General features: G+C 31.6%; 6 protein-coding genes and 4 tRNA genes. 9 read left to right on the top strand and 1 reads right to left on the bottom strand.

Going from position 1 to position 13,876, the window contains the following annotated elements; genetic code table 11:
* Positions 1-26: 26 nt before the first annotated feature.
* The 9 genes from MODO_RS16850 (at position 27) to MODO_RS16890 (ending at position 12,139) form a co-directional block, all read left to right on the top strand.
* A tRNA-Val gene (locus MODO_RS16850) sits at positions 27-101 on the top strand.
* 30 nt (positions 102-131) lie between these two features.
* A tRNA-Val gene (locus tag MODO_RS16855) sits at positions 132-206 on the top strand.
* Positions 207-236: 30 nt separating this feature from the next.
* A tRNA-Val gene (locus MODO_RS16860) sits at positions 237-311 on the top strand.
* Positions 312-341: 30 nt separating this feature from the next.
* A tRNA-Val gene (locus MODO_RS16865) sits at positions 342-416 on the top strand.
* Between the two features lie 787 nt (positions 417-1,203).
* Positions 1,204-2,187, top strand: coding sequence for a DUF6266 family protein (locus tag MODO_RS16870; RefSeq protein WP_006258671.1), 984 nt, complete (start codon positions 1,204-1,206; stop codon positions 2,185-2,187).
* Positions 2,188-2,474: 287 nt separating this feature from the next.
* On the top strand, positions 2,475-5,684 hold the full coding sequence (locus MODO_RS16875) for a SusC/RagA family TonB-linked outer membrane protein (protein ID WP_059051484.1): 3,210 nt from the start codon (positions 2,475-2,477) through the stop codon (positions 5,682-5,684).
* A gap of 12 nt (positions 5,685-5,696) precedes the next feature.
* Positions 5,697-7,232 (top strand): RagB/SusD family nutrient uptake outer membrane protein, encoded by a 1,536-nt coding sequence (locus MODO_RS16880; protein WP_006258669.1) that lies wholly within the window; start codon positions 5,697-5,699, stop codon positions 7,230-7,232.
* 152 nt (positions 7,233-7,384) lie between these two features.
* Positions 7,385-10,582, top strand: coding sequence for a SusC/RagA family TonB-linked outer membrane protein (locus MODO_RS16885; RefSeq protein ID WP_006258668.1), 3,198 nt, complete (start codon positions 7,385-7,387; stop codon positions 10,580-10,582).
* Positions 10,583-10,594: 12 nt separating this feature from the next.
* Positions 10,595-12,139 (top strand): RagB/SusD family nutrient uptake outer membrane protein, encoded by a 1,545-nt coding sequence (locus MODO_RS16890; RefSeq protein ID WP_006258667.1) that lies wholly within the window; start codon positions 10,595-10,597, stop codon positions 12,137-12,139.
* Between the two features lie 289 nt (positions 12,140-12,428).
* On the opposite strand, the gene MODO_RS16895 is transcribed toward MODO_RS16890, so the two are convergent.
* Entirely contained in the window at positions 12,429-13,583 is a 1,155-nt protein-coding gene (locus MODO_RS16895) for a peroxiredoxin family protein (RefSeq protein WP_006258666.1), read from the bottom strand.
* Between the last annotated feature and the right edge of the window lie 293 nt (positions 13,584-13,876).

The following is a 13,876-nucleotide window of genomic DNA, read 5'->3' on the forward strand; positions in this document are numbered from 1 at the left end:
TTTATCCAAAATTGTTTAAATACTTAGGGCGATTAGCTCAGTTGGTTCAGAGCATCTCGTTTACACCGAGAGGGTCGGGGGTTCGAATCCCTCATCGCCCACAACAATACCTAGTTATTTAAAATTCTTTTGGGCGATTAGCTCAGTTGGTTCAGAGCACCTCGTTTACACCGAGGGGGTCGGGGGTTCGAATCCCTCATCGCCCACAATAACACCAAGTTATTTAAAACATTTTTGGGCGATTAGCTCAGTTGGTTCAGAGCACCTCGTTTACACCGAGGGGGTCGGGGGTTCGAATCCCTCATCGCCCACAAGACAAGTTTGTTTAAAAATAATATTTTGGGCGATTAGCTCAGTTGGTTCAGAGCATCTCGTTTACACCGAGAGGGTCGGGGGTTCGAATCCCTCATCGCCCACATCCTAAGCTTCACTATACAGTGAAGCTTTTTTTTTGACCTAATGTGTTTACTGTTCTGTCGTTTTTAGGGATTACCATACTGTACCACTCTTATGAGTTCGACCTTATAGATTTGATATATTAATCATATCAGTAATCTTCTTATAAAGTTTACTTGCTTAGAAAAATATAGACTTCCTTTTTTATTATTATCTTCTTCGTAGAGCTATATAGCCTTTAGGAATAGCTATTCTATATCCTTTTTTAATAGCTATTCTATTGATATTGTCTTTTGTATGAGAGAAAGGTAAAAAACAACTACACTTTTTTTGTACCTCTTTTTTGTTTATTGAATTGTTTTTCAATGCTATACGTTTTTTAGTGTTCTTGTTTTGTTTTACATATACATTGTTCTACCCCTTGATAAGTCTATGTTTTCCTTTAGTCCCTCGACAATCCGTGGAGTATAGTCCATAAATAGTGGATTAGAGAATTAGTAGTCGACGAATACTTCTTGTATTGATAGAGTGTTGTTCTAGAAGTAAAAGTGTAGCTAGTGTTAGCATGAATATTAATCTGTCGAAAAGAATTATTTGTTAATTGTTATTTCGAAAGTTTATTGAGGTTTATACATGATAAATAGTGTAGATCCTTTTTTAAAAGCTATTTGATTAGTTAAATAGTTGTTTCTCTGTTTTTTATATCTTGTGATAAGAAAAATAGAGAGAAGATAACTAGAGAAAGGTTGAAGACAATTGTAATTAGCCTTGACAAACTAATAATATCACAACTAAACAGTATTAATCATGGCTGAGATAAAAGATGGAATATTAGGAGGTGTACATGGTACAGTGGGCACAGTAGTAGGATTTATGTGGAGAGGGCGTTATTTTATACGTTCTAAGCCTCGTAAGTCTCATAAACTAGCTACAGAGGCTCAAGTACTTCAACGAAGTAAACTAGGGGTAGTATCTAGCTTTGTGAGTAAGTTTAAAGACTTTATAAATGAGCATTACCCACAGGCTTTATTGAATAATAAAATGGCGACAGGAAAAGAGCAACTGATCTCTATGTTGATGAAAGAAGGAATCGTTAATGTAGAAGGTGAGCCATGTATTGATATCGCTAAGGTACTAGTGTCGATAGGACCATTGCCTCCTGCTGTAATTAAGAAAATAAACCAACTTAAGACTGGACGTATAAAGGTACAATGGGATAATAGTATCACAAATGTACTGACGAAGAACACGGATAGATTATCTATTATAGCCTATAGCGAATCGTTAGATTTAGTAGCAGAGATAAGTGCGATCGCAAAGAGGGAGGATAGGTATGTTCACTTTGATTTACCTAAGGAGTGGAAAGAAGGGAAGGTTCATTTCTGGAGTGTGTGGAAATCAGCAGATGATAGAGTAATCAGCACAAGTGCGTATCACGGGATAACACAGATAGGAGGGGATAGTGAGCAGCACACTGAGGAAGGAGAACTACAAGCAGGTAACAGGGAACAGGAGGTAGAGAATGAAGAGCTAGTAGCTGAGAAAAGAGAGGTGATAAAGCTAAGTGTGTCTACTAAAAGAGAAGATGTAAAAGAGAAAGAACCACTAGATATAGAACAGCATAAAGAGCCTGAGAAAGTTGGGCTAATAGAGAATACATCTAAGAAGAAGTGGGCTCCACCTGGCTTCTATGGAAGTGAGAAGAGCAGGGATAAAGAAGTAGTACTTCTAGGTGAAAACGTAGCTCGATCTGTATTAGAAGCGATGCCTCCATCGCAGGATTCTGATTAGGATTTTTTGTATCAATACTAATAGAAATATTATCTATTGTTGATAGATAATACACAGTAAATATTGTATAAATAAACTTATATAATGTTGGTGTTCTTACATTAAAATTAATAAATGTTGATTAGTTTTTATAGTATGCTACTCTATATGAAGTAGTTTATTTAGTCGTTTTTTTTGTGAAATGTTTCATTTATTGTAGTATATGTGATTTATTGTTTGAATTATGATATTAATGAAGTTTTAACTGTGTTAATTTTGGTAAAATGATATTCTTAAATTAATGTTGTATGAAACTTAAAAATTACTTAACGTTTGTAGTCTTTATGATACTAGGTGTAATGTATAGTCAGACAAGAAATATTGTTACAGGAAGTGTTAAAGATATTAATGGAGTTCCTTTAATAGGGGCTAGTGTCATCGTAGAAGGTACTAATCAAGGAACGATTACCGATGAGCAAGGTCTTTTTTCTATTAATATTATAGGGGGGGATACGCTAATAATTAGTTATGTATTCTATGAAACAAAATCAGTAAAGATTGATGCTAATTCAAAGTATGATATCGTATTACATCAATTAAATGAAACTTTAGAAGATATTGTAGTAGTTGCTTATGGTTCATCTACAAAAGAGTCTTTAACGGGATCTTTATCCTATGTAACTAGTTCAGATATTGAAAAACGCCCTAATACAAATGTATTAAATGCATTAGTAGGTGCTGCACCAGGCGTACGCATTAATAATAGTTCAGGTCAGCCAGGTTCTGAACCCTCAATAAGAATTAGAGGTTTTTCATCATTAACTAATAATGAACCATTAATAGTCCTTGATGGAATAGTATACGTAGGACCTGTTGGAAATATTAATCCGTTAGATGTAGAAAGTGTTACAGTTTTAAAAGACGCCTCTGCTACGACACTATATGGGAATCGTGCATCAAATGGAGTAATCTTGATAAACACAAAAAAAGCTTCTAAGGGACAAGGTTTTTTAGGCGTTGGTTTTAAACAAGGGCTTTTTTATCGTTCTCAATTAGAATATGATAAATTAGATCCAGATGGATTTATGGAGACAATGTGGAAAGGGTATCGCAATTCTTTAGTAAGCAACGGAAACTCTTTAGCTGATGCGAATAGACTTGCAACAAAAAATTTGATTCCAGATGTATTAGGAATGAATATTTATAACTTATCTAATGAGCAGTTGTTCGATTCTAATGGGCGTTTAATGTCCAACGCATCTGTTTTGCCTGGTTATAGGTCAGATTTGGACTGGTATAAACCTGTAGAAAGAGTAGGGACTTATCAAGATTTAAATTTGAATGCAAGGATTTCTAATGAAAATGGTGGAGCTTATTTTTCGACAGGTTTTTTAAATAACGAAGGATATTTTAAGGGTAGTGATTATAAAAGATTTACTACACGTATTAATGCTGATTACAATGTAAATGAATTTGTTAAGATAGGAACTAATGTATCAGGTTCACATCAAATAACTAATTCTAATGTTTTTAATCCAGTACATGTAGCTTCAAATATGGCTCCGATTTATCCAATCTATTTGCACAATCCTGATACTGGCGATTTTATTTATGATGAGTTAGGAGATAAGATTTTTGATTTAGGAGATAAGACACGTAAATCTCAAAGATTTAGGAATATGGTTTTAGAGAATAAGTTAGATGTTAATGAAAGTATTTCAACAACACTTAATTCACAGATTTATACTGATATTAATTTTTTAAATGATTTTACTTTTTCTATAAAAGGAAGTTTAGCTCTAGGCTATAATGATATAAGAAATTATAGAAATAGTGTAGGGGGAATCGGAAAGAGAACTAATGGGGAGTCGGGTAGAAATAGTAGTAGAAATAAAACCTATAGTTTTCAACAACTCCTTAATTGGAAAAAAGATTTTGGTAATCACAATTTTGATGTGATGTTAGGACATGAGAATTTTAATACAGACGCAGGTACTTTATATGGAGTTAAAAGTGACGAGACTTTTAAAGGGCTTATCGAATGGTCTAATTTTAATAAATTAGAAATAGCAAATGAGAGATTAACTAAATATAGAACAGAGGGATATTTTTTTAGAGGAAAGTATAATTATAAAAATAAGTACTTTATAGAAGGATCTTTTCGTCGTGATGGGTCTTCTAAGTTCCACAGTGATAGTCGATGGGGTAATTTTTGGTCAGTTGGAGGAAGTTGGGTTGTTTCTTCAGAAGACTTTTTTAAAATTAAAAAAGTTGATTATTTGAAGGTACGTGCTTCTTATGGAGAGGTGGGAAATGATGAAGCTGCTAATCTATATGCCTCACATACATTATATAAAATGTATACTTATGCTGGAAAGCCTTCGGCTTATAGGAGTCAATTTGGAAACAAAGGCTTAAAGTGGGAAACTTCTTCTTCTTTTGATTTTGCGATAGATGGTAGAGTCTTTGATCGAGTGAATTTTACTGTAGAATATTTTGATAAACGCTCACAGAATCTTTTGTTTGATTTGAAATTGCCAGTATCTAATGGATCTACTTTTCCTTCAATGTTTACTTCATCTATAATTAGTAATGTTGGTAGTATATCAAATCGCGGTTTTGAGGTTTCTTTTGATGTAGATGTTATTAAAATGAACGATTTGTCGTGGAATATTGGAGTAAATGCTACAATGTTAAAAAATAAATTATTGAAATTACCTCCTGCTAATAGAGAACATGGGATAGTTTCAGATCCTTTTTTAAGAAAAGAGGGAAAAAGTATTTATGAGTTTTATTTAACTGAGTTTGTTGGTGTAGATCAAATGACTGGAAATGCTTTGTATACTATAGATTCAGAAAAATACAATGTGAATGGCTCAGCTCCTGATAAGCCTTCTGTATCAGAAGCACATTTGGTGAATATAAATGGACAATATTATACAACTAATCCGGGTGTGTTTGGTAAAAAAGTTTATGCAGGAAGTGGTGTTCCTAAAGTAGATGGTAGTTTCTCAACAGTATTGAGTTACAAGAGTTTTAGTTTATCAGGGCTATTTACTTATGCATTAGGAGGTAAGGTTTTAGCTAGTAAATATAGGAGTTTGATGGATGTATCTTATAAAGTTAATGCAATTCATAAAGATATTATTCATGCTTGGGATGGTATACCTGAAGGAATGACTGAGTCTTCAGTAAATAGAATAGACTATAATGGAGTGTCTCGAGTGGATTATAGTACAAGTGAAAATAGTAATGCTCAATCTACACGATTTTTAAAAAGTGGAGATTTTTTATCGATACAAAATATTACTCTGAATTATGATTTTCCATCAGAGTTATTAAAAAAAATAAAGATAAAAAAAATGGGTATGAATGTTAGTATAGAGAATGTTTACACTTTTACTAAATTTAAAGGGTTAGATCCACAACAATCTTTTACAGGTTCAGGACTTATTGGTAATAGTTCAGGCTCTGGGGCGGCGAGAATATTTATTTTTGGCATTAATCTTAATTTTTAAATCAATCGTATTATGAAAAAAATAGTAGTAAATTTTTTATTATTAAGTACTTTGTTTATTAATATTGGATGCGAGAAGGATTATTTGGAAACAATTCCTTCAGAAGAAGTTTCAGAAGAAATTATTTTTAAGGATACTGAAGGAGTGACATATGCCATTAATGGTTTAGCAAGACTAATGATGACAGACATGGGGAGGAGTTTCAATGGAGAAGGATCGATTAAATTACTCTATGGAGAATTAACAGGTAGTAATTACAGGAAAGACGAATCTAGTACTGTCGCAATAAGTAATAATGAGTATATTGAAAACGTAACCCATGAGAATAATTCTTATCCTTGGCATTATTATTACATGATTATTAGTAATGCTAATGAAATCATTGCTCAAGTAGACGGCGTGCATGGTTTTGCTAGTGTTAAGAAGTATTTAAAAGCACAAGCATTATCATATAGAGCTTATGCTTACACGATGTTAGTACAAATTTATGGTAATCGTTGGCAAGATTCTAATAATGGGCAGGCTAAATCAGTTGTATTAAGGTTAAGCCCTAAAGATCCTAGAGCTATGCCTCTTGCTCCATTAAAACAGGTTTATGATCAGATATATAGTGATTTAGGTCAAGCAATTGTTTTATTTACAGAGAGTAATTATAAAAGGAATACAAATTATTTAATAGATGCTAGTGTAGCACATGCAATTTTTGCTCGTGCAGCGTTGAATAGACAAGATTATCAAAGCGCTCTAAACCATGCTATATTAGCTAGAGAAGATTATCCCTTAATGTCAATGAAAGCTTATAAAGAAGGATTTGATAATATTACATCGGAATGGATATGGAGTAGTTTTGGAAGTGATGAGAATTATCTTTTTGATAATTCATATGGTGCTATGATTGGATACAATTCAATTTCAACATCTGTGATTGCTAGTCCTAGCAGAATTAGTAAAGAATTATATGAGTCAATTCCTACAACAGATATTAGAAAAGAACTTTTTTTAGATCCAACAGGATATGACCAGTCTACTTATAATATTACAACAGGAGCTATTCAAAAAAATAGTCTACTTGATATAACTGTTAGAGAACGCTTCCCTAATATTGATAAAAAAGCTACAACAGCTGCTTATATGCAGTTTAAAATAAAAGTAACTAGTCAACCAGGTGTTATGCATGTGAACCATTTCCGATCTTCAGAAATGTGTTTAATCCAGGCAGAAGCATTGCATTTTTTAGGTAGAGATAATGAAGCTTCTTCAACATTAGTTGAACTTACAAAAAACACACAAAGAGACTCTAATTATGTATGTACTAAGACAGGTGTAGCATTATTAAATGAGATTATTAAGTATAGAGCCATAGAGCTTTGGGGAGAGGGATTTGATTGGTTTGATTATAAGCGTTTAAATTTAACTATAGATAGAAAATCAAGCGCACATGGAGGGAATGCGTCTGACTTGGTAACAAAGAAGATTACTCCGGATATGAACAATAAATGGACTTATAGAATACCGAAAATTGAAACAGATTATAATTCAGAAATATAATTAAAATTGGAAAGAGAGTGTCTATATATAGACATTCTCTTTTTTGTTATATAATTATTTTTAATTATTTATTTTCTGTTTGATTTGTTAAATTTTTTATAAAAAATGATATTTATTTTTGGAGATGATTACTTCTTAAAAATAAATATTGTATGAAGCTTAAAAAATATTTAACGTTTTTAATATTTATGACATTTAGTGTAATATATAGTCAAACAAAAAATATTGTTACAGGAAGTGTTAAAGATATTAATGGAATTCCTTTGTTAGGAGCTACTGTTGTTATAGAAAATTCTAATAAAGGAACAATGACTGATGATCAAGGTCTCTTTACTATTCATGCTATAGAGGGAGAAATATTAACAGTTAGTTATGTGTTCTATGAAACAAAGTCAATACATGTAGGTGCTAACTTACATTATGATATTGTATTACATCAAGTTAGTGAAACTTTAAATGATATTGTAGTAGTAGCTTATGGTACATCTACGAAAGAGTCTATCACTGGAGCATTATCTTATGTAACTAGCTCAGATATTGAAAAAAGACCTAATACTAATGTATTAAATGCATTAACAGGTGCTGCGCCAGGAGTACGTGTTAATAATAGTTCAGGCCAACCTGGCGCAGAGCCTAGTATTAGAATTAGAGGATTTACTTCAATGGATAAAAATGATCCTCTAATTGTTTTGGATGGAATGGTATATGCAGGCCGTGTTGGTGATATTAATCCTATAGATGTAGAGAGTATAACAGTTCTTAAAGATGCCTCTGCAACTACCTTATACGGTAATCGTGCCTCTAATGGTGTAATTCTAATTAATACAAAGAAGGCTTCCAAAAGAGATGGTTTTTTTGGAGTAAGTTTTAAACAAGGATTAGTCAGTAGATTCCTAAAAGAGTATGATAAAGTAGAGCCAGATCAGTTTATGGAAACGATGTGGATGGGATATCGCAATTCTTTAGTGAGTAATGGAAATTCTATTGAAGAAGCTGGTAGACTTGCAACAGCTAATTTAATTCCAGAGATACTAGGTATGAATATTTATAACTTGTCTAGTGACCAACTGTTTGATACGAATGGGCGTCTAGTGCCTCATGCTTCAGTTTTAAAAGGATATAGATCAGATTTAGATTGGTATAAACCCATTGAAAGAACAGGTACATATCAAGATTTAAATCTTAATGGTAGAATGTCTAATGAAAAAGGAGGAGCTTATTTTTCGACAGGTTTTTTAAATAATGAAGGCTATTTTAGGGGGAGTGATTATAAGAGGTTTACTACACGTGTTAACGCTGATTACATGATAAGTGACATAATTAAGATAGGAACTAACGTTTCTGGATCACATCAAATAACAAACCTTAATAGTGTTTCTCCTGAGTCACATGCTTCAAGTATAGCACCAATCTATCCTATTCACTTACATGATTCTAAGACAGGTGATTACATATATGATGAATTAGGAGATAAAATTTATGATTTAGGAGAAAATACTCGTAAACAGTATGAAAGGCGTCATATGATTTTAGAAAATCAGCTAAATAGTATGGAACGAATAGCTACAACATTAAATTCTCAGATTTATACTGATATTAAGTTAATGAAAGACCTTACGTTTAGTCTAAAAGCTAATTTAGCTTTAAACTATACAGATGTTAAAGAGTACCAAAATAGTATAGTCGGATCAGGTGCAAACCTTAAAGGAAGATCATATAGAAATAATAATAGAGGAAAAACATATTCTTTTCAACAATTACTGAACTGGAAAAAGGATATTGGTCAGCATAATATTGATGTATTGTTTGGTCATGAGAATCTTAATGTGGATTCAGGGAATTTAAACGCTTCAAAAATAGAAGAGATTTTTACTGGAATTGTAGATTGGTCAAATTTCAATAAGCTTTATACAGCAAATGATTTTTTAACAAAATATAGAACTGAAGGTTATTTTTCTAGAGCTAAGTATAATTATGCAAATAAGTATTTTTTAGAAGCATCGTTTCGTCGCGATGGGTCTTCAAAGTTTCATAGTGATACTCGCTGGGGTAATTTTTGGTCAGCAGGAGGTAGCTGGATTATTTCGTCAGAAGATTTTTTTAAAATTAAACAGATTGATTACCTAAAGTTACGTGCCTCTTATGGAGAAGTAGGGGATGATAGTGCTGCAGGTTTATATGCTTATTACTCTTTATATCGATCAGTTAGCAATGCTGGTCAACCTGCTGTTTATAGAAAGCAGTTTGGAAATAAAGGATTAAAATGGGAAACATCTAGTTCTACGAATTTTGCTATAGATGGTAGGGTATTTAATCGATTGAATTTTACAGTAGAATATTTCGATAAACGATCAAAAAATCTTTTGTTTAATTTAGAAATGCCTCTATCTAATGGTTCTACTGCTCCTACTTTTCCTTCTTCGTCTATAGTTAGTAATGTTGGTAGTATATCAAATCGTGGTTTTGAGTTTTCTTTTGATGTAGATATTATTAAAAAGAGTGATTGGTCTTGGAATGTAGGAGTTAATGCTACCATGCTTAAAAATAAACTATTAAAATTGCCTTCTGATAATAGAGAGAACGGTATAGTTTCTATTCCTTTTTTAAGAAAAGAAGGAAGAAGTGTGTATGAGTTTTACTTAACTGATTTCGTTGGTGTAGATCAGATGACTGGGAATGCTTTGTATACTGTGGATTCTGAAAAGTATAATGTAAATGGCTCAGCTCCTGATAAGCCTTCTGTATCAGATGAGTATTTGGTGAATATAAATGGACAGTATTACACAACTAATCCAGATACTTTTGGTAAAAAAGTTTATGCAGGAAGTGCTATACCTAAAGTAGATGGGAGTTTTTCAACGTCTTTACATTATAAAAGCTTGAATCTATCTGGACTATTTACCTATGCATTAGGAGGAAAAGTGTTGGATTATAATTATATGAGTTTGATGGAAGCTTCTGATATGGTACGAGCTATTCATAAAGATATTACTCATTCTTGGAGTAGTGCACCTAATGGAATGACAGAGACATCACCTGATAGAATAAATCCTAATGGAATCCCTCAAATAAATTATACAACTAGTCAATATAACAATGTTGAATCTAATCGCTTTATTAGAAGTGGAGATTTTTTGTCTATACAAAATATTGCTTTGAATTATGACTTTCCTTCTGAGTTGTTGAAGAAGATTAAGGTAAAACAGATGAGTATGAATATTAGTGTAGAGAATGTTTACACTTTTACTAAGTTTAAGGGATTAGATCCTCAGCAATCTTTTTCTGGAGCTGTAGGAAGTGGGGCAGGAGCTCCAAGAATATTTATTTTCGGGATTAATTTTAATTTCTAATAGCAAGATAAGATGAGAAAGATTATGAGATTTTTTTTAGGTGTAGTTACTTTATCTGTTTTTATAGCATGTGATCATGATTATTTAGGAACGGAACCCTCAGGAGATGTATCAGAGTATAATGTTTTTAAAGATACAGAAGGGATAATTTATGCTGTTAATGGTTTAGCGAAATTAATGTCTACTAGTTATGTAGGAAGTGGAAATAACGGAGAAGGAACCATAAAACTGATTTATGGAGAAACAGCAGGTAATCATTATAGAAAGGATAGAGCGGGTTCTGTTGGGGTTAGCAATCACGATTATATAGAAAATGTGACACATTTAAATAATTATTATCCTTGGCATTATTATTATATGGTGATTACGAATGCTAATGAAATCATCGCTCAAGTAGATGATGTGAAGGGATTACCTAGTGTAAAGAAATACTTAAAAGCTCAGGCAATGTCATATAGAGCTTATGCTTACACGATGTTAGTACAAATTTATGGTAACCGTTGGCAAGATTCTAATAATGGAGAGACTAAATCTGTAGTATTAAGACTTAGTTCTAAAGATCCTAGAGCTATGCCACTATCTCCATTAAAGCAAGTTTATGACCAGATTTATAAAGATCTGGATCAAGCAATCGTTTTATTTAGGGAGAGTAATTACAAAAGAAATCCAAGTGATAACTATTTAATAGATGCTAATGTAGCACATGCAATTTTTGCTCGAGCAGCTTTAAATAGACAAGATTATCAAAGTGCTTTAAGTCATGCTACTCAAGCAAGAGTAGGATATCCATTAATGTCTCTGTCTGTTTATAAAGAAGGTTTTAATAAGGTAACATCAGAATGGCTTTGGTGTAGTTTTGGAACTACAGATGATCAGCTAAATAATAATGCATATGGGGCTTATATAGGATATAACTCAGAAGCTACAGGTGTAACATCTGGGCCAAGTAGAATAAGTAAAGAGTTATATGAGTCTATTCCGATGACAGATGTGAGAAAACAGTTTTTTTTAGATCCTACAGGATATGATACTTCTACTTATAATGCTACTACTGGTGTTATACAATCGAATAGCCCTTTAGATATTGCAGTGAGAGAACGTTTTCCGGATATAAGTATGAAAGCTAAAACTGCGGCCTATATGCAGTTTAAGATAAAAGTAACTAGTCAACCTGGCGTTATGCATGTAAATCATTTTCGTTCTTCAGAAATGTGTTTAATTCAAGCAGAAGCACTATACTTTTTAGGAAGAGATAATGAAGCAATAGCGAAGTTAGTTGAACTTACAAAAGATACACAAAGAGACGTTAAGTATGTATGTGATAAAACAGGAGTAGAACTATTAAATGAAATTATTAAGTACAGATCTATAGAGTTATGGGGTGAAGGATTTGATTGGTTTGATTATAAGCGTTTAAATTTAACGATAGATAGAAAATCAAGTAAAGAAGGCGGGAATGCTTCTGATTTGATAACGAAGAAGATTACTCCTGAAATGAATAATAAATGGACTTATAGAATACCAAAAGCAGAAACAGATTATAATTCAGAAATATAATTTAACTAAAAAGGAGAATGTCATAAACATTCTCCTTTTTAGTTAAGGAGGGGATGATTTTATATTAGAGAGATGTTTATATTTAGAGAAGTGTAATGTACCGTTATAAATAAAGAGAACTAGCAATATTTTAAGAAGGTAAGACTTTATAAAAGGTAAATTTTGTTTGTTGAAATAACTTGTAATGGACACTATTGTTAATGTTTATATTCTATTTACTAGTAGTAAAAAAGCCTTATAAAGGTCGTTTATAAGGCTTTTTTTAAATTGTAATAATAAATGAAATAGTTTATTTCTTTTCAAGAACTTCTTCAAGTTTTTTCCCAAGTCCTGATCTTCTAAGATTTATGCCTAATATAGTCCCTTTATTATCAACTAAGTAGCTTGCGGGTACTGCTTTAATACCGTAATTTTTTATTATTGGGTCATCCCAAGACATTAAATTAGATACATGAGTCCATGTAAGATTGTCTTTCTCAATTGCTGTTAACCATAATTCTTTTTTTTGATCTATAGAATACCCTAATATATCTAATCCTTTATCATGATACTTTTTATAGTTTTCTACTATATTTGGATTTTCTTTTCTACATGGTGCACACCAAGAAGCCCATATATCTATAAGAACTATTTTTTTTCCTTTTAAAAAAGAAGCTAGAGTTACTTCTTTTCCATTAGGATCTAAAGCTTTAAATTCTGGTAATTTATCTCCTATTTTTAAAACTACTTCAGATTCTTTTTTTTCTATGTATTTATTTAATCTATTTTCTGTTTTTTTTCCAATTATAGTTTGTTTTAATTCAGGAGAAAACTCAGCAAAGAGTTTCTTACATTCCTCTATAGAAAATTCCTCCATACCTATCATTTGGCAAAGAGTGAACATTCCAAAGCTATTATTTTTATTATCAGATTCGTATTTTCTTAGAATCTGATTATTTTCTTCTGTGTATTTATCTAGTTGAGACTCGATTTCATTAATGGTTTTTATGTCATCCTCCTCTTCTGCTTTTTCTAATCTTTGTTTGTTTTCACTATAATATTTATTAATATTTTCATAAACAACTCCTCTTTCTGTAATGAATTCTTGGAATTTCTTATTGTTTTCAGTACCTCCGAAGGAGTTGTTGTTTATATTATCTTTAATATATGTTATTTTGATATTACCAGCTTCACCAATAAAGAAAATGCCATTTATTTTATATTTACTATTTTTTACGTCTAAATAGGCTTCATCTAATTCAGTAAAAGGATTTTCTAAAGTTACTTTACCATTTAAAACCTCTCCAGTTACAAGAACTTTTTTGTCCTTTATTCCAATAGGGTGTGTAAAGATTTCCACTTTTGTATGATCAGGTACTCCCTCTGCAATTACTTCAATTGTATTCTTTTTTTGGCATGAGATTAATATGGTCATTACCAAAAGTAATAGACTGATTTTTTTCATAATTGTATTGATATATGTTAGTTAAAGGATTAAAAGTACTAATTTGATAGATTGTAAGATTAGCGATGTTTGATTCTATTTAGCATTAATTGGTTTTATTTGATATTTGAAATATTTGTGTTGTTTCTTAGTTTACTCTTATTATTAATTAAATATGATGTTGGTATTTAGTTTTATTTACTTGTATTTAGTATTTCTAATGAATTATGTTATTTTTGTTTATAATATTAAACTAAGTACACGACAAAAAACTAAAGCAATTGATATTTAAAGGGTTGTGTCCATTTTTAGAG

This window comes from Myroides odoratimimus (assembly GCF_001485415.1).
GTDB lineage: Bacteria > Bacteroidota > Bacteroidia > Flavobacteriales > Flavobacteriaceae > Flavobacterium > Flavobacterium odoratimimum.